Below are 16,042 nucleotides of genomic sequence, written 5' to 3'. Positions count from 1 at the left end.
CGGCGTCCCGTCAGACCCGGGTGAGTCCCGCGAAGGCGACCCGCACGATCCCGTCCGGGAAGACCTGCACGCCCGACACCGAGTCGGTGACGCCGGTGAGGTTGCGCTGGCGGTACAGGTAGACGATCGGGTCGGCCTCGTGGATCTTCGTGACGATCTCGCCGTAGAGCCGGACCCGCTCGGCCTGGTCCGTGCTGGTGCGGGCCTGGGTGAGCAATGCGTCGAGCGCCGGGTCGCTGTAGCCGGCCACGTTCTGGCCGCCGCCGGTGCTGAGGTAGTTGGCGATGTTGTTGTCCGGGTCGATCCGGCCCGACCAGCCCAGCTGCAGCATCTCGAAGTCACCGCGGTCCTGCTGGTCGAGCAGGGCCGAGTACTCCACCGGCTGGATCTCCAGGTCGAAGCCGCCGGTGGCCACCGTGGCCTGCAGCGCCTGCGCCAGCCTCAGCGAGTCGGGGTTGTTCGACGTGATCATCGCGATCTTGTAGGGAACCGTGACGCCGGCCTCCTCCAGAAGCTTGCGAGCGGCGTCCGGATCGTGCGGCGTGCAGGCCTGCGCGGCCTCACTGGTGAAGGCGGTGTCCGGGCTGATCGGTGAGCACGCCGACGCGTAGAGCCCGCCGAACACAGCCTGTACGAGGCCCTGGCGGTCCACCGCGAGCTCGAACGCCCGGCGCACCCGGGGGTCGTTCGCCACCGGCGTGCCCTTGTCCCCGAGCGGGTTGTCGAGCCCGGCCACGTTGCCGATGTTGAAGGTGATGCCCTGGTAGCCGAGGGAGTTCGACTCCAGAACCTGGATGCCCGGCGTGGTGCGCAGGGCGGGCGTGTCCTGTGTGGAGAGTGTGTCGGCCACCTGGGCGTCGCCCGAGCGCAGGTTTGCGGCCCGGATGCTGGCGTCGGTGATGATCCGGTAGGTGATCCGGTCGAGATGCACCTTGTCCGCGTCGTAGTAGTTCGGATCGCGCACGACGTCGATCGAGTTCTGTGCCACGCGCTTCTCGAACTTGAACGGCCCGACGCACACCGGCGCCGTCCCGAACTTGTCCCCGAGCTGCTGCAGAGCCGCGGGGCTCATGATCATTCCGGCTCGGTCGGCGAGCACCGACGTCAGCGGGGCGAACGGCGTCGACAGGTGGACGACCACGGTGCTCGCGTCGGTCGCCTCGACCGAGGTGACCGGTCCGAGCTCGCTCTTGCGCCCGGATCCCGCCATCGTGAGGTTGCGCTGGAACGTGGTGACCACCGACTGCGCGTCCATCGGGGTGCCGTCGGCGAACTTCACCCCCTGACGCAGCGGGATCGTGACGCTCAGGCCGTCAGCGGAGACCGTGGGGAGCGCGGTGGCCAGCTGCGGAACGATCTGCGTGTGCTCGTCGAGGTCGTAGAGCTTCTCGCACATCGTGTGGAACACGTAGCGCGAGTAGAGCGAGCGGGACTGCGTGGGGTCGAGCATGTCGGGCTCTGCCGACAGCGCCATCACGAGCGTGCCGCCCTGCTGCACCGCGGCGGGGTCGGCCGGGGTACCGAACGAGTCGGTGGCGGGTGCCGCGGCGGGCCCGCTGCTCTGCTGCACGGGTGCGCAGCCGACGGCGACCGCCGCTGCCAGTGCGATCGCGAGCGCTCCCGCGCCGCGCCCCCGGATCCGTCGTGATACCAGGCTGCGCTTCATCGTCGTGCGTTCTCCCTTGAGCCGTAATTCGGTCGGGTGAACGTAATGTGCTTCTAGAAGCCGCGGCCATGGTGTAGAGGCAGTCTTGATCTAGCTGAAACACGACGTGCACACGACGGGCCGGGCCGGGTGCCCGGCACACTGGGATGCATGACCCGCCGGCTCGGGGCGCCCTGAAATGCCCGCGCTCGACGCGGCGCAACAGCGCGAGAGGTTCGCCGCCGCCAGGGTGGCCCGCCTCGCCACGCTGCGCGCCGATGGCACACCGCGCCTGGTACCGATCACGTTCGCGCTCGTGGACGGGCTCGTGTGCTCCGCCGTCGACGAGGTCAAGCCCAAGCGGACCACCCGCCTCGCGCGGCTCGACGACGTCCGGCGCGACCCGCGGGTGGGCGTGATCGTCGACCGCTACGAGGACGACTGGTCCGCGTTGTGGTGGGTGCGCGTGGACGGCACCGCGGAGATCCACGAGGGCGGCCCGCTGCGCGAGCGAGCGCTCGCCGACCTGCAGGCGAAGTACCCGCCCTACGCCGCCGAGCCGCCGTCGGGCGCGGTGCTCGTGATCACGCCGCTGCGCTGGAGCGGGTGGACGGCGACGTAGCTACTCGGTGAAGTAGTGACCTTCTTCGAGGTCTGCGATGAGCGTGGCCTGTACCGGGTGCCATCCCAGCTGCTTCTGGGTGAGAGTGCTCGAGACCGGGACGTCCATCGACAGGAAGGCTCCGAGCCAGCCGAAATGGGCCTCGGCCTGTTCCCGGGGGATGGCGGTCACCGGTAGTTTCAGGTGCCGGCCGATGGCGTCGGCGATGTCACGAACCGGCACGCTCTCCTCGTCGACCCCGTGCAGCCGTGCGCCTGCGGGCGCTGCTTCCAGGGCCAACCGAAACAGGTGCGCGGCGTCGAGCCGGTGCACGGCGGCCCAGCGGTTGGAACCATCGCCCGGATAGGCCGAGACGCCGGTGGCCCGGGCGATGCTGATGAGGCGGGGGACGAACCCGTGATCGCCCTCGCCGTGCACTGACGGAGGGAGCCGCACCACCGAGGCACGCACGCCGCGCGCGGCCGTCGAGAGTGCTGCCTGTTCCGCGGGCATCCGGGCCGCGGCAGGCGACCCGGCATCAGGCGTGTCGTCTTCGGTCACGACGCGGCCAGGCGTGAGCCCGGCGGTCCCTGAGGTGATGACGAAGGGGCGATCGGATCCCGCGAGCGCCTCGCCGAGCGTCTCGACGGCGCGAAGATCCGTACGTACGGCGCCCGCGTAGTCGGAGAAGTCGTGGACGAACGCGGTGTGGATCACGCCGTCCGAGGCGGCCGCTCCTCTGCGGAGGCTGTCGAGGTCGTCGAGGGTGCCGCGGTGCACCTCGGTACCGGCGGCCGCCAGTGACGCGGCGGCCTCATCCGAGCGGGCGAGCCCGAGGATCTGATGTCCGGCGCTCTTCAGTTCGCGGACGATGGCGCTACCGATGAATCCGGTCGCGCCGGTGACGAAAACGCGCATGGTGCATTCCTTCGACGAAGCAACGTGGTCGGACCCGAGCGGCACCGGGGCGGTGCGGTGCTCGTGATTCGACCTTGCGGCCGGGGAGCGCTCCGGGTCCAAGGCCCGTTCCGTACTGGGCAATACACATGAGGCATCACCGCATGTCAGTGGCGTTCTGTGAGCACGAGACGCCCAACGCGAGAGGCTACGATGCCGAAATGCCAGAATCGGCGCCGGTGGACCTCGATCTGCGGCTGGTGCGGTACTTCACCGTCGTCGCCGACCACCGGCACTTCGGCCGTGCGGCCGCTGCGTTGCGCATCGCCCAGCCCTCCCTGAGCCGGCAGATCCGCCGCCTCGAACAGGAGCTGGGTGCCCGTCTGCTGGACCGCACACCCCAGGGCAGCCGGCTCACCGAGGCCGGAGAGGTCTTCCTGCCCCGCGCCAAGGCGCTGCTGCGCTCCGCAGCCCAGGCCGCGGCGCAGACCCGTGCTGCCGCCCGGCCCAGCCGTATCACCATCGGCTACACCACGAACCTGATCGTCACCCCGGCGGTGCGCGAGCTTCGGCGTCAACACCCCGAGGCCGACGTGCGCAGCCTGCACCTGCCCTGGAACGAACCGCGCGACGCCCTGCTCGACCACCGCGTGGACGCGGTGGTGACCAGGCTGCCGATCGGTACCGACCAGCTGAACGTCACGATCCTCTACGACGAGCCCCGGGTTCTGCTCGTACCTCTCGACCACCGCCTGGCCGGCAAGGAGTCCGTCACCCTCGACGACATCGCCGGAGAACCCGTGCCCCGGGTGTCGGACAACCCGGCCTGGAACGCCTACTGGCGTATCGACCCCCGGCCCGACGGGAGCCGGGCGCCCGACGGTCCCCTCGTGGCGGACGTCGAGGACAAGTTCGAACTCATCGCCTCCGGGCAGGCCGTGGCGATCGTCCCGGCCGGCGACAGCCTCCGCAGCTTCCGCCCCGACCTCACCACGGTCGCCCTGGACGGCGTCGAGCCGAGCCACGTCGTGGTGGCCACCCGCGCCGGCGACCGCAGTCGTCTCGTGGCGGCCTTCCGCAGATGCGCCGACGCCCTCCTCACCGGTCCGAGGTCACTGATCGCCCCCGGCGGCTGACCCGGGGGTTCTCACCACGCCCAGGACGGGGGCCATCCGTCGCGGACCGGGGGCGTACCTCCTGGAACGGCATGACCGGGGAACCGATCCTGAACCGGTCTGAACCAGTACGCGTTTCCTGGCTATCGACAAGCACAAGGGAGCATCTCGATGTCCGCCGAACTCAGCTGGATCCTCGTCATCGTCTTCATGCTCATCGGGGTCACAGCGATCCTGCGAAGGCGACTCTCCGGGGGAACCGTGATGATGACCGCTGCCGTGCTGGTCATGGCAGGTCAACTGATCACGATGTCCGGCACCTTCACCTGAGCCGGCGGCGCCCGTCCGTCACGTGCTCACCTGGACGACGGCCTCGATCTCCACGGCGATGTCGAACGGCAGCTCGGCCATCCCCACCGCGGACCGGGCACCGCGCCCGGCGTCACCCAGAACCTCGACCAGCAGGTCGGAGCAACCGTCGATCACCGCGGGCGTCCGGTTGAACCCGGGTGCGCAGTTGACCATGCCGAAGATCCGCGCCACCCGCCGGACCCGGCCGAGGTCGCCGATCTCGGCCCGGAGGGCCGCGAGGAGCTGCAGGCCGGTGAGCCGAGCGGCCTCCCGCGCGGCGTCGAGGTCCAGACCGCCGTCGCCGACCTTGCCGCGGACCATGCTCCCGTCCGACCGCACCGGGCCCGCCCCGGAGAGATACACCAGGTCACCCACCGTCGCGGCCGGCACGTAGTTCCCGGCCGGGGTCATCGGGGTCGGGAGCTCGAGGCCCAGTTCCCGCAGTCGCGCGTCGACATCCACTCCCTGACCGTACGGTGCAGCGGCCCGCCGCGGATCTTCCTGTCTGCCGGGCCGCGATGAAAGATCGTCAAGGGCTGGCCCTTGCCCGGAACCTCGGGCTCAATGTGCACATGACGTCGAGCACGCCCGAGCCGGCGGCGACGATCGGTGACGTCGCCGTCCGCTTCGGACTGCCGCAGCACGTACTGCGGCACTGGGAGAGCGTCGGGCTCCTCACACCGGCCCGGGACTCGTCCGGGCACCGCCGGTACGGCCCGGCCGAGCTGGCGCGGATCGCGATGATCCTGATGGGCAAGGAGGCGGGGTTCGGCCTCGGCGAGCTGCAGGTGCTGCTCTCCGGGCCCGATCCGATGCGGCACGCCGACCGGCTCCGCCGCCACGTCGCGGTGCTGGACCGGCGGATCGCCGAGGCCACCGCGGCCAAGGAGCTGATCGAGCACGCCCTCGCGTGCCCGCTGCCCTTCGACGAGTGCCCGCACGCGCGTGAGCAGATCGACGCGCGCATTCCGGTCGAGCCCGCCTGACCGGCTACATCGGGTCCTGCGGGCCGAACACGGTGTCGAGCTGAGCGTCGAGCACCGCAAGGGCGTGCTCCGGGGAGTAGTGACCGCCGAGCACGTGGACGCCGAGCCCGTCGACGAGTGCGAGCAGGGTCGTTGCGGCGAGCTCCGGATCGCTCACCCGGCCTGCCGCTCGGATCTGGTCGGCGAAGAACGCCCTGAGGACCGCGGTGTTCTCGCGCAGCTCGGCGGCGACGTGCGGCCGGACCGCCGCGTGAGCGAAGAATGCCAGGGCCACCCGGCCCTCCGCGGCACGCTCCTCGTCGAGCGGGAGCATCTGCACCAGTAGCGCCCGCACCAGACCTCGCGGGCCCGGGACGTCGTCCGGGGCGGCCGTGGCCAGGCGGGCCTGGACGCTGCGACCCACCATCTCCAGGGCGAAGACCATCATCTCGTCCTTGGTGTGGAAGTAGTGCTGCACCATGCCGGTCGAGACCCCGGCCTCGGCTGCGACGTGCCGCAGGCTCACGGCCTCGAGGCCCTGCTGGGCTGCCACCCGCATGAGGGCGTCGGCTATCCGGGCGCGCTGCGCCTGATGATCGACCCGCTTCGGCACTCGCACACCCTTTCACAGTGCAGTCGTATTGACTCGTTCGCCGAGTGTCTTTACATTGCAGTCGTAATGCAAAACTCACCCAGGGAGAGCCCGATGCCGACCACCACGCGGACCCTGCCCTTCGAGCGCCCCGGCGTCCTGGAGCCGCCGCCGGCCTACGCCGAGCTGCGGCGCACCGCCCCCGTCGCCCGTGTGATCACGCCCGACGGCACGCAGGCGTGGCTCGTCACCTCCTATGACGCAGTCACGGCCGTGCTCGCGGACCCACGGTTCGGCGTGGCGCCACTCGGCGGCGGCGACCCGGGAAACCACACCCTGTTCCAGGACGGCGACGCCCACGCCCGGCTCCGCCGCCTGGTGTCAGCGGTCTTCACGCCGCGGCACGTGGAGTCGATGCGAGCCCGCATCGGGGAGCTCGCCGGCGATCACGTCGCCGCGATGGCTGCGGCGGGCCCGCCTGCCGACCTGGTCGACGCCCTCGCGGCCCCGTTGTCGATCACGACGATCGGCGAGCTGCTGGGCATCCCCGCCGACGACCGCGCTCAGCTGCGACGATGGGCCGACACCGTGCTCACGGTGGACGTGTCGGTGCCCACCGGGGAGCTCGACGGAGCCGCGATGGAGCAGGCGTGGGAGTCACTGAGCGGCTATGCCGCCGAGCTGGTGGCGACCCGCCGATCCGAGCCCGGTGGCGACCTCATGAGCGCACTGATCGGCGTGCACGACGCGCAGGACGGACGGCTCAGTGGGGACGAGCTCACCGCGATGGTCACGACGCTCGTCAGCGCTGGCTATCTGAGCGCCTGCAACGTGATGTCCGTGGCGGTGATCCATCTCGTCGGCACCGGCCGGTTGGCACGTCTCGCCGGCGCTCCCGAGGAGCTGGACGCCACCGTCGAGGAGGTGTTGCGGCACCAGTCCGGTATCACCGGCGAGGTACTGCCGCGGTGGGCCCACGAGGACGTCGAGCTGGGGGAGACGCGCATCGCGGCAGGCGACATGGTGCTCGCCCGGCTCGAGGCCGCCAACCGCGATCCCGACCGGTTCCCGGACCCCGACCGTTTCGTGCCCGAGCGGCCCAACCCGCACCTCGCGTTCGGCCGGGGACCGCACCACTGCCTCGGCGCGGCCCTGGCCCGTACGGAGATCCGGGCCGCCCTGCACGCACTCGCGGTGCGGCTGCCCGGCCTGCGTCTGCGTGATCGGGTCGAGGACATTCCCTGGATCCACGGGTTCGTCGACTCCGGACCGGCCGCCTTGCACGTCACGTGGTGACGCGGCCGGGACGCCTTGCTAAGGGAGCCGGAGCAGGAAGTCGGTGACCGCTCGCTGGGTGACGTCCGGCCGTTCCAGGTGGGGTGCGTGGCCGCAGTCGAGTACCAGCAGCTCGACCGGACCGGTGGCGGTGTCCCGCACCGCCTCGACGTGGGCGACGGTGCCGTACGGGTCGGCCGTGCCCTGGATCGCGAGCACCGGACAGGTGATCGCGGACAGCTCGGGCCGGATGTCCCAGTCGCGGAACGCGTCGTCGAGCCACACGTCGTTCCAGTTCCAGAACGTGACGTCGGGGTCGCGGTGGTGGCGGGCCATGCGGGTGCGCAGGTCGCCCTCCGTGTAGGCGCGGCGGGCCTGCTCGACCCCGCCGAGACCCACGTCCTCCACGAACGCATGAGGGGCCAGCACGACCACGCCGGTGGCGTCGCTGCCGGCCGCGGCCGCCCGCAGCAGCGCGATCGACGCACCGTCACTGTGCCCGACCAGCACCGGGCGCTCCAACCCGAGCGCGGAGCACAGTGCCGGGACGACGGTGGCGGCCTCGTCGTGCATGAACCGCGGCGTCCGCTTCTCCCGTGGCAGGTCGGAGAACCCGTGTCCGAAGCGGGAGTAGGCAAGGGCCCGGCGTCCGGTGGCGGCCGCGATGCGCTGGTGGAAGCCGCGCCACAGCCCTACCGACCCGAGGCCCTCGTGGAGGAACAGCAGGGGTGCGAGCTCGCCGCGGGCAGTATCGGCCGGCACGTCGTCGTACTCGATCCGTCCACCGGGCAACTCGACGCTCGGGAGATCCGGCACCCGCTGACCCTAGTCGAGCAGCGCCGTGAGCTTCCGCGGGGCGATGACCCGATAGGCGTCCAGGACGATCTCGCCGATCTCGTCCCAGTCCACGTCGTCGACGTCGAGGTAGACCCCCAGCCAGCCGCGGCCACCGACATAGGGCGGCCGGAAGAACCGGGTGGGGGCCGTGGTGACGAGCTCCTCCTGCACGCCCGCCGGTGCTGCGCACCAGAACGCGACCCGGTCGTCGTGGTGCCGGTCGGCGTACATCACGAATGTCTTGCGGACGAACCACGTGGGCTCGCCGTGCTGAGCGGAGCTTGCGGAGCGAACATCAGCGCTGACCTTCTCGGTCACCTCGGGCAGCGCCAGGCACAGGACCCGCAGGCGGTCGAGCGGGTCGGTCATGCGCGCGCCGCCGGCTTGATCACGGGGCGGTAGCTGCCCATCGTCCAGACGTTGCCCTCCGGGTCGAGCACCGCGAACTCCCGGGAGCCATAAGGCTGGTCGGTGAGCTCCAGCACCACCTCGGCCCCGGCGGCGACGGCCCGGTCGTGATGTGTGTCGACGGCGTCGGCGTTGTCGGCGACGAGGTAGATCACCGCGCGGCCGGTGTCGAACCGGTCGTCCCCGCCCGTCCGCGTGCCGAGCATGACGACCCCGTCGCCGAAGCTCAGTTCCGCGTGCGCGACGGCGCCCTTGTCGTCGGTGTGCACCTGCTGCTCGACGAGGCCGAGCGCACGCGTCAGGAACGCGATCGCGGCACGCGGGTCGTCGTAACGAAGAGTGGGGTGAACGCTCATGAAGCGGACAGTAGGCCCGGTCCGCAGGGCGTGGCTTGAACGAATGGGAACTGTTTGCCCTGTTCGTGGCGGCGTGGAGCGGGGCCGGAGCGGGACCTACGCTGGAGAACCGTGCCGGACGACCTCCTCGCAGAGCTGGTCGGACTGCTCCCCGTCGGCGTCTTCGCCCTCGACGACGACGGCCGCGTGGCGCTGTGGAACCCTGCCGCGGAGCGCCTCACCGGCTGGTCCGCCGGCGAGATGGTGGGACGGTCCGTGATCCCCCACGGGCCCGCCGATCAGACCTCCATGATGTTCGACGTGTACACCGCCGCCCGGATCGTCGAGGAGATCCGATCCGGTGGCACCGTGAGCGGGAAGCTGACGGCCGTGGGCGGGAGTGGCGCCCGGCTCCACTTCCGCGTGGCGCCCGGTCCCGGATCCACCACGCTCGGCGTGCTGCACGACGTCGGCGACAAGGAGGCGTCCGACGAGGCGTTCGCGCTGCTCGACGCCCTCTGGGAGACCGCACCCGTCGGCCTCGCGTACTTCGACACCGAGCTGCGGTACCGGCGCATGAACGGCGTCGTCTTCGAGACCGTCGGCGGCAGTGCCGAGGACCGGGTGGGCCGCACACCGGCGGAGGTGCACGGGCCCGTCGGTGCCACGTTCTCGGAGGGGCTGCGGGCGGTACTCGCCGATGGGAGGCCGCGATCCGCCGTCCCCGTGGAGGGCCGGTTGTGGCACGGACGGGGGCCGTTCCAGGAATGGCGGGTGCACTACTACCCGGTGCGGATAGCGGACGGAGCGGTCTGCGGGGTCGGTGTGGTGATGGAGGAGGTCACCGCAGCCGAACGCACCCGCCGCGCACTGGAGGAGTCGGCTGCGGAGCGCGAGCATGCGCTCAACCGCTACCAGAGCCTCGTGGAGGCCACGAGCGCCGCGGTCTGGATCCGCGAGGCCGACGGCAGCGCCCGGCGCGACGCTCCCGGGCTGCGGTCGATCACGGGCCAGACGGAGGCGGAGCACCGAGGGTGGGGGTTCCTCGACGCCGTCCACCGCCGGCACCGCCACGAGCTCGAAGCGGCGTGGCGGGCCGCCGCCACAGCGGAACCCGCCACGGTCTTCATCCGCACCTATCGGCTGCGGACGGCCGACGGTGGCTACCGCTGGTTCCGCACGCGCGCCGTCCCCGTCCACTCGGGGGGTCGGGTCGTCGAATGGGTGGGCACCGAGACCGACGTCGACGACCAGATGCGTATCCGCGAACGGCTGTATGTGCTGGCGGAGGCGACGCACGCGATGAATGCCGCACTCGATCCCGAGGGGGAGCTGGTGGCGCTGGCCGAAGCGACGGTCCCGCAGTTCGCCGATGTCTGCCGGGTGTTCCTGGTCGACCCCGACCCGTTGCCGCCCCAGGGGCAGGTCGCCGACGGGGCGCCGGCCGAGGGGCCGCTCTCCGGGCGCAGGGCGGTCACCCGCAGGGCCGCCGGGGTTCCCCCCATCCCGGCCAGCGCCGAACGCTTCACCTTCCCCCCGGAGCACCCGCTCGTCCGCTGCGTCCGTTCCGGTTCGCCCAGCTTGGCCACCATGCCCGACACGTCGGGACAGTGGCGGGTCCCGCAGGAACAGCTCCAGTGGGGGAACGACGTCGCGATCAACTCCCTGCTGATCGCGCCGGTGTTCTCCGGCGGCGCCGTCGTGGCGGCTCTGATGTTCCTCGCAGGGGGCGACCGGTCGACCTACACCGCGGACGACCTTGCACTCGTCCGGGAGCTCGCGTCGCGCGCGTCGGCAGCCGTGGAGAACGCGATGGCGTTCCAGCAGAGCCGCGAGGTGTCGCTGGCGCTGCAGAAGGCGATGCTCACCGAGCCCCCGCGCTATCCCGGTGTGGAGATCGAGGCCCGCTACCGTCCCGCCGCGGCGCAGCTGCAGGTCGGTGGCGACTGGTACGACGCGTTCACGCTGCCCGGCGGCGACCTCGCGGTCGGTGTCGGCGACGTCGAGGGCCACGACCTGCCCGCCGCGGCCACGATGGGCCAGCTGCGCAGCATGCTCCGGGGACTCGCCCACGACAGCCACGCCGCGCCGTCCGTGGTGCTCGCCAGGCTCGACCGGGTGCTCTCCGGGCTGGAGGTCACCCGGTTCACCACGCTCGTCTACGGACGGCTCGGCATCTCCGGGGGTCGCGCGGTGTTCCGCTGGTCCAATGCGGGCCACCCCGCGCCGATCCTCGTCGGCCCGGACGGGGAGGCGCGGCTGCTCACCAGCCGCGTCGACCTCGTGCTCGGGCTCTATCCCGGCACGCGCCGCCACGACGGCGTCGCCGAGATCCCGCCGGGATCGACGCTGTTGCTCTACACCGACGGGCTGTTCGAGCGGCGACGCGACCACGCCGACGCGGCGGGCAGTGCTCTGCTCGACCTCGTGCGCCGCGGCGTCCCCCTGCCGCTGCCGGAGTTCTGCGACCACCTCGTGCGGGGCACCATCGCCGACACCGGTGACGACATCGCGGTGCTCGCGCTGCGGGTGGCGGAGTCCGGATGATCCTCGACGACCTCGTCCGGCGGGCCGCCGCGCTCGCCGCCGGACCCCGGCGCGCGATCCTCGGGATCACCGGAAGCCCGGGTGCCGGCAAGTCCACCCTCGTGGCAGCGCTGCTGGCGCGGTTGGCCGGTCACTCCGTGGCCCACGTCCCGATGGACGGGTTCCACCTCGCCGACGTGGCGCTCGAGTCGATCGGGCGCCGGGACGCCAAGGGGGCGCCCGACACCTTCGACGTCGGCGGCTACGTCGCGCTGCTGCGCAGGCTGCGCGCCGTGGACGAGACCGGCGCTCCTGCGGAGGACGTGATCTACGCGCCCGCGTTCGAGCGTGACCTCGAACAACCCCTCGCCGCCGCCATCCCCGTGCCCGGCACGGCACGGCTGGTGCTGACCGAGGGCAACTATCTGCTGCTCGATCAGGGGCAATGGGCCCAGGTCCGTCCCGAGCTCGACGAGGTGTGGTTCTGCGACCCGCACCCGGACGTCCGGCTCGCGCAGCTCACCGCCCGCCACGTCGCGTTCGGGAAGGAACCCGCCCGCGCCGCGGCGTGGGTGGCCGCGGTGGACGAACCGAACGCCGTGCTCGTGGAGGCCACCAGGCACCGGGCCGACCTGATCGTGCCGGCCACGGTGCTGGAGTCGCTGCCCGCGGTCAGCTGAGCCGCCCGCCGGAGGCCCCAGACGGCCTCAGCGGTGGTGGGCCGATCGGTGCGCCGCGAGCACGTCGAGGCCGAAGTCGGACTCCGGGTCGCGCCACACCGAGTGGGCGTGGTTGACCTGGCGCTGCGTGTTGTCCCACTCCGTCAGCAGCCGCGGGCCCTGCAGCCGGTAGTAGTGCGGTTCGCCGTGATTCGTGGAACCGGCCCAGGCGAGATGCACCTCGTCGAGCGCCGCGGCTTCGCGGTAGTTCGGGAGCGGGGAGATCTGGTCCGGTACGCGGCCGAGGTAGGTGCCGAGCAGCTGCAGCAGGAGCTCCCGCTGTCCGGCGTCGAGCTCGGAGGCGGGCACACCCTTCGGGGTGCTGGTCAGCGCCAGTGCCCGGTGGCCGTCGCGGTCGACGCCCGAGTCGGTTTCGGACTGGGCGCTGCGTCGGCGCAGGTTCTCCTGCTGCTGCGGGTCGGGGAAGCGGCCCCGCCAGACGTCGACGAGCGGCTTGGCCTCGTCGCCCTCGCCGATGCGGGACCGGTTGGCCCCGACGATGTCGGTGGGGGCGTGGGGGAGCAGCAACGCGCGCTCGGCGAGCTCGGGCCGCAGCGAGCGCACGAGCTCGCGTGCGAGATCCTCCGGTGCCCCGAGAGGGCGCAGCGTCGCCCCGCCGAGCAGCGCCGATGTGGCAGGGTCGGCGCCCAGGAAGCACGGCGTGGTCGCGGCGACGCGGCCGTCGACGACCAGGTTGTTGAGCGACACGTGGTGGCCGCCGAACCGCCATCCCCACGGCGCCGCCCCGCCGGGCTCCCCGAACACCCGCAGGTAGTACATGCCCGGGTCGCGGCCCCGCTCCCTGCCGAACGTCGCGCTGAAGCCCTCGACGTGGTCGAGCACGTTCTCCAGACCCATCACGGTGGCCGCCGTGACATACCCGGCGGTGGACAGCCCCGTGGCGACCAGCCGCATCGCGAGCCGCTGCTGAGCGGGGCGTTGCTGGTGGAGCGTGAGACCGCCGTGGTCGGTCGGTGTGTAGAACCAGCGGAGCCGTTCGGCGTCGGACGGGTCGTCCGCGCCCGGCGTGGCACCGCAACCCACCCCCCGCTGTTCCGCGTCGAGGGACTCCAGCCACTCGCCCGCCGCCTCGGCCATCCGGTCCGCGACGTCTCGGGTCGCGTCGGTCGCTGCCAGCACCATGCCGCGACAGTACGTCGTCAGGCGCCGTCGAACATCGTGATCGGGGCAGGCGTCAGCGGCTCAGCCGAACGACGCCGGGCCGCTGTACCCGCGGGGGCGCCCAGGGCGGATGTCGCACCGGATGGCGGACGGGTCGAGCCCGGTCAGGTCGGCGATGAGCGACCGGACGGCGACGTCGGCGTCGGGCATCGCCGGAACGGTCGTGGAGGCCTCGATCTCGGGTACGTACAGCACCACGCCCCGCTCGGAGAGCCAGGTCAGCACCTCGAACGTGCGCTCGCCACCCCCCGCGGCCACAGCGTCAAGGTTAGGCCTACCGGCTGCTCTCGTCGCAGGCGGACGCCGAGCAGTCCGGATCGGTACCGGACTCCGCGGGCGCCCGTTGCCACAACAAGCCCGCGCGGGGTGGCGGGCTCGTGGCGTCCGACGCGGCACGAGGATCGGGCTCCGGCGCGGGGTCGGGGCCGCCGAACAGACCCCCACCGGGAGAGTCGTCCTCCTCACCGGGCGGGACGGGGGCGGTGCCCGACGGGGCGACGCCGGTGGGTGTCGGCGTTGCGCCGGCCGCCGGCGTCGGCGACGTGGACGTCTCCGCGCCCCGTTCCGCGGTGGAGGGCGCCTCGCCGATGGGCCGGAACGGGGCGAACGGCTCCACCGGTTCGTCGTCCAGCGCCTCCGCCATGAACTGGTGCCACACCTCGCCCGGCAGCGTCGCGCCCTCGATCGGCGTGCCCCGCGCGGTACGGATGGGGGAGTTCATGTCCGTGCCCATCCACACCGCCGAGGCGATCGACGGGGTGAAGCCCGCCATCCACGCATCGTTGTTCTGTCCCTCGAACCGGGACTGCACCGTGCCCGTCTTCGCCGCCACCGGTCGTCCGCCCGGGAGGGCCAGATCGTCGTGCGCGGCCACGTCCATCATCGACTCGGCGACGTTGCGGGCCACTCGCTCCGGGAACCGGCGCTCCCCGTCGGTGGCGGCCTGGTAGAGCACACGGTCATCGGCGGTGACGACCGACGTCACGAGGTGCGGCTGGCGCCAGACCCCGCCGGCCGCGATCGTCGCGTACGCCGAGGCCAGCTCGATCGGGCTGACCTCCTTGTTGCCCAGCGCGATGCCCTCGGTCGGATCGTCGAGGGGAGCGGTGATGCCGGCAGAGCGGGCGGCGGCCGCAACCGCCTCGGGACCGACGCGCTTCGCGAGGGTCGTGAAGACGACGTTGTTCGAGACCGTCATGGCCTGCTTGAGGTCGCACTGGTCGCAGTCGGCACCCTCGGCGTTGCGCAGCCCGGGCAGCTCCTGGCCGTCGAACGTCTCGCCGAGCCCGACCGGCGGGTCACGCTGCAGGCCCGCGAGCACCACGAACGGTTTGAACGTCGACCCGGCCAGGCGGCGGACCTTCGTGTAGTCCAGGCCGAGCCCGTTGTCGCCGCCGTAGTAGGCGAGCACCCCGCCGGTCTGCGGGTCGATCGCCACCATCGCGCTGCGCAGGTTGACGGGTTGGCCGCTGAGTACGTCGTGGGCGGCGGTGACGGCCTGCTCCTGGCGTCGCCGGTCGATCGTCGTCGTGATGCGCAGGCCCTCCTGGGCGAGGTCCTCCTCGGAGATCCCCAGCGACTCGAGCTCCGCCTTCACCGCGGACACGATGTGCCCCCGGTTGTCGGACGGAACGCCGCCCGACGAGGTCTTACGGGGCACGGTGTGCGGGAACTGGGCGGCCTGTCGGTCGGGCGGTTCGAGCCAGCCCTCGGCGACCATGCCGTCGAGCACGAAGTTCCAGCGATCCACCGAGTGCTCCGGGTTGACCGCGGGATCCCAGCGCGACGGGGACTGGATCACCGCGGCGAGCAGGGCTCCCTCGCTGGGTGTCAGGTCCTGCACGTTCTTGCCGAAGTAGGACTGTGCCGCGGACTGGATGCCGTAGGCGCCGCGTCCGAAGTAGATCGTGTTGAGGTAGTCGGAGAGGATCTGATCCTTGCTGCGCTCCTGGGAGATCTTGATCGCGAGGATCACCTCCTTGTACTTGCGCCAGAGCGTCTGCTCGTCACCTACCAGCGCCTTCTTCACGAACTGCTGGGTGATGGTCGAGCCACCACCGACGCCGCCGCGCAGCTGGTTCCACACCGCTCGCAGGATGCCGGTGACGTCGAAGCCCGGGTTGGAGTAGAAGGAACGGTCCTCCGCGGAGAGCACCGCGTGCCGGACGTGCAGCGGCACCTGCTCGATCGGGACCTTCGTGCGGTTGCCCTCCTCCGGCACGAGGCGGGTGAGCTGCTCTCCGTCGACGAACGACACGGTGGCGACCTGGTTGTTCACCGCCTCGTCCGGGTTCGGCACCGAGAACACGGCGAAGCCGATGGCGAGCAGGAGCACCGGCCCGAGCACCACGGCGGCGGCCGCGCCGATCAGCAGGTATCGCGGGCGGCGCCACCACGGCGTCGGCGTCCCTCCGCGCTCACCACGGGGTCTCCACGGGTGGGGCCACCGGATGCCGGGGCGTGCGCGGCCGGGAGCGCCGACGACGGGAATGACGTCCGTGGGCCCGGGGACGCGGTGGTCGGCGAGGACGTCGGGAAGTGGCGGCCGATGCGGTGGGTGCTGCCGCCGGCCCACACCTGCGGGTTCGGTCGCT

Annotated in this window: 17 protein-coding genes; 7 read left to right on the top strand and 10 right to left on the bottom strand. The window is 71.8% G+C overall.

The features are described 5' to 3' along the window. Positions 1-10 precede the first annotated feature (10 nt). Complete coding sequence (locus tag ACQPZQ_RS25865) at positions 11-1,666, bottom strand: ABC transporter substrate-binding protein (protein WP_433284802.1); 1,656 nt, start codon at positions 1,664-1,666, stop codon at positions 11-13. Positions 1,667-1,844: 178 nt separating this feature from the next. Here ACQPZQ_RS25865 and ACQPZQ_RS25860 point away from each other — a divergent pair, with 178 nt between their 5' ends. Next, complete coding sequence (locus tag ACQPZQ_RS25860) at positions 1,845-2,267, top strand: TIGR03668 family PPOX class F420-dependent oxidoreductase (RefSeq protein ID WP_433284800.1); 423 nt, start codon at positions 1,845-1,847, stop codon at positions 2,265-2,267. Here the strand turns inward: ACQPZQ_RS25860 and ACQPZQ_RS25855 are convergent, their stop codons facing one another. After that, complete coding sequence (locus ACQPZQ_RS25855; protein WP_433284799.1) at positions 2,268-3,164, bottom strand: SDR family oxidoreductase; 897 nt, start codon at positions 3,162-3,164, stop codon at positions 2,268-2,270. It abuts the gene before it with no gap. A gap of 200 nt (positions 3,165-3,364) precedes the next feature. Between ACQPZQ_RS25855 and ACQPZQ_RS25850 the strand changes: the two genes are divergently transcribed. Both ACQPZQ_RS25850 and ACQPZQ_RS25845 read left to right on the top strand, forming a co-directional pair. Beyond that, a complete protein-coding gene (locus ACQPZQ_RS25850; protein WP_433284797.1) occupies positions 3,365-4,279 on the top strand; it encodes a LysR family transcriptional regulator in 915 nt (304 codons plus the stop codon). A 150-nt stretch (positions 4,280-4,429) separates the two neighbouring features. After that, complete coding sequence (locus ACQPZQ_RS25845) at positions 4,430-4,588, top strand: hypothetical protein (protein ID WP_433284795.1); 159 nt, start codon at positions 4,430-4,432, stop codon at positions 4,586-4,588. A gap of 18 nt (positions 4,589-4,606) precedes the next feature. On the opposite strand, the gene ACQPZQ_RS25840 is transcribed toward ACQPZQ_RS25845, so the two are convergent. After that, positions 4,607-5,071, bottom strand: coding sequence for a RidA family protein (locus tag ACQPZQ_RS25840; RefSeq protein WP_433284793.1), 465 nt, complete (start codon positions 5,069-5,071; stop codon positions 4,607-4,609). 110 nt (positions 5,072-5,181) lie between these two features. Here ACQPZQ_RS25840 and ACQPZQ_RS25835 point away from each other — a divergent pair, with 110 nt between their 5' ends. Then, a complete protein-coding gene (locus ACQPZQ_RS25835; RefSeq protein WP_433284791.1) occupies positions 5,182-5,595 on the top strand; it encodes a MerR family transcriptional regulator in 414 nt (137 codons plus the stop codon). 4 nt (positions 5,596-5,599) lie between these two features. Here the strand turns inward: ACQPZQ_RS25835 and ACQPZQ_RS25830 are convergent, their stop codons facing one another. Beyond that, positions 5,600-6,187, bottom strand: coding sequence for a TetR/AcrR family transcriptional regulator (locus tag ACQPZQ_RS25830; RefSeq protein ID WP_433284789.1), 588 nt, complete (start codon positions 6,185-6,187; stop codon positions 5,600-5,602). A 93-nt stretch (positions 6,188-6,280) separates the two neighbouring features. On the opposite strand from ACQPZQ_RS25830, the gene ACQPZQ_RS25825 reads away from it, so the two are divergent. After that, on the top strand, positions 6,281-7,462 hold the full coding sequence (locus ACQPZQ_RS25825) for a cytochrome P450 (protein WP_433284787.1): 1,182 nt from the start codon (positions 6,281-6,283) through the stop codon (positions 7,460-7,462). 18 nt (positions 7,463-7,480) lie between these two features. Here the strand turns inward: ACQPZQ_RS25825 and ACQPZQ_RS25820 are convergent, their stop codons facing one another. From ACQPZQ_RS25820 to ACQPZQ_RS25810, 3 genes are read right to left on the bottom strand one after another with little or no spacing between them, the layout of a single operon-like run. Continuing rightward, the gene (locus tag ACQPZQ_RS25820) at positions 7,481-8,257 is read right to left on the bottom strand and encodes an alpha/beta fold hydrolase (RefSeq protein WP_433284785.1); all 777 of its coding nucleotides are present in this window, start codon (positions 8,255-8,257) and stop codon (positions 7,481-7,483) included. A gap of 9 nt (positions 8,258-8,266) precedes the next feature. Then, positions 8,267-8,647 (bottom strand): MmcQ/YjbR family DNA-binding protein, encoded by a 381-nt coding sequence (locus tag ACQPZQ_RS25815; protein ID WP_433284783.1) that lies wholly within the window; start codon positions 8,645-8,647, stop codon positions 8,267-8,269. Then, complete coding sequence (locus tag ACQPZQ_RS25810) at positions 8,644-9,042, bottom strand: VOC family protein (protein WP_433284781.1); 399 nt, start codon at positions 9,040-9,042, stop codon at positions 8,644-8,646. Before ACQPZQ_RS25810 ends, ACQPZQ_RS25815 begins: the two co-directional genes overlap by 4 nt. Positions 9,043-9,153: 111 nt before the next feature. Here ACQPZQ_RS25810 and ACQPZQ_RS25805 point away from each other — a divergent pair, with 111 nt between their 5' ends. Next, positions 9,154-11,568, top strand: a complete 2,415-nt coding sequence (locus ACQPZQ_RS25805) for a SpoIIE family protein phosphatase (RefSeq protein ID WP_433284779.1) — start codon at positions 9,154-9,156, stop codon at positions 11,566-11,568. Then, positions 11,565-12,227, top strand: coding sequence for a nucleoside/nucleotide kinase family protein (locus ACQPZQ_RS25800; protein WP_433284777.1), 663 nt, complete (start codon positions 11,565-11,567; stop codon positions 12,225-12,227). The genes ACQPZQ_RS25805 and ACQPZQ_RS25800 overlap by 4 nt, the downstream gene beginning before the upstream one ends. 27 nt (positions 12,228-12,254) lie before the next feature. Here the strand turns inward: ACQPZQ_RS25800 and ACQPZQ_RS25795 are convergent, their stop codons facing one another. The 3 genes from ACQPZQ_RS25795 to ACQPZQ_RS25785 are packed head-to-tail and all read right to left on the bottom strand — an operon-like array spanning position 12,255 to position 16,023. Further along, positions 12,255-13,409 (bottom strand): DUF3500 domain-containing protein, encoded by a 1,155-nt coding sequence (locus tag ACQPZQ_RS25795; protein ID WP_433284775.1) that lies wholly within the window; start codon positions 13,407-13,409, stop codon positions 12,255-12,257. Between the two features lie 60 nt (positions 13,410-13,469). Further along, positions 13,470-13,706, bottom strand: a complete 237-nt coding sequence (locus ACQPZQ_RS25790) for a hypothetical protein (RefSeq protein WP_433284774.1) — start codon at positions 13,704-13,706, stop codon at positions 13,470-13,472. Between the two features lie 16 nt (positions 13,707-13,722). Continuing rightward, the gene (locus ACQPZQ_RS25785) at positions 13,723-16,023 is read right to left on the bottom strand and encodes a transglycosylase domain-containing protein (protein WP_433284772.1); all 2,301 of its coding nucleotides are present in this window, start codon (positions 16,021-16,023) and stop codon (positions 13,723-13,725) included. Positions 16,024-16,042 lie beyond the last annotated feature (19 nt).

The organism is Pseudonocardia sp. CA-142604, from assembly GCF_050948475.1.
Lineage (GTDB): Bacteria > Actinomycetota > Actinomycetes > Mycobacteriales > Pseudonocardiaceae > Pseudonocardia > Pseudonocardia alaniniphila.
This window is presented reverse-complemented; position numbering and strand designations above follow the sequence as displayed.

What these genes read in the sequence shown, in the direction of transcription:
- ACQPZQ_RS25865 (WP_433284802.1), bottom strand. Translation starts at nt 1,666, where the DNA reads ATGAAGCGCAGCCTGGTATCACGACGGATCCGGGGGCGCGGCGCGGGA.
- ACQPZQ_RS25860 (WP_433284800.1), top strand. Translation starts at nt 1,845, where the DNA reads ATGCCCGCGCTCGACGCGGCGCAACAGCGCGAGAGGTTCGCCGCCGCC.
- ACQPZQ_RS25855 (WP_433284799.1), bottom strand. Translation starts at nt 3,164, where the DNA reads ATGCGCGTTTTCGTCACCGGCGCGACCGGATTCATCGGTAGCGCCATC.
- ACQPZQ_RS25850 (WP_433284797.1), top strand. Translation starts at nt 3,365, where the DNA reads ATGCCAGAATCGGCGCCGGTGGACCTCGATCTGCGGCTGGTGCGGTAC.
- ACQPZQ_RS25845 (WP_433284795.1), top strand. Translation starts at nt 4,430, where the DNA reads ATGTCCGCCGAACTCAGCTGGATCCTCGTCATCGTCTTCATGCTCATC.
- ACQPZQ_RS25835 (WP_433284791.1), top strand. Translation starts at nt 5,182, where the DNA reads ATGACGTCGAGCACGCCCGAGCCGGCGGCGACGATCGGTGACGTCGCC.
- ACQPZQ_RS25825 (WP_433284787.1), top strand. Translation starts at nt 6,281, where the DNA reads ATGCCGACCACCACGCGGACCCTGCCCTTCGAGCGCCCCGGCGTCCTG.
- ACQPZQ_RS25815 (WP_433284783.1), bottom strand. Translation starts at nt 8,647, where the DNA reads ATGACCGACCCGCTCGACCGCCTGCGGGTCCTGTGCCTGGCGCTGCCC.
- ACQPZQ_RS25810 (WP_433284781.1), bottom strand. Translation starts at nt 9,042, where the DNA reads ATGAGCGTTCACCCCACTCTTCGTTACGACGACCCGCGTGCCGCGATC.
- ACQPZQ_RS25800 (WP_433284777.1), top strand. Translation starts at nt 11,565, where the DNA reads ATGATCCTCGACGACCTCGTCCGGCGGGCCGCCGCGCTCGCCGCCGGA.
- ACQPZQ_RS25795 (WP_433284775.1), bottom strand. Translation starts at nt 13,409, where the DNA reads ATGGTGCTGGCAGCGACCGACGCGACCCGAGACGTCGCGGACCGGATG.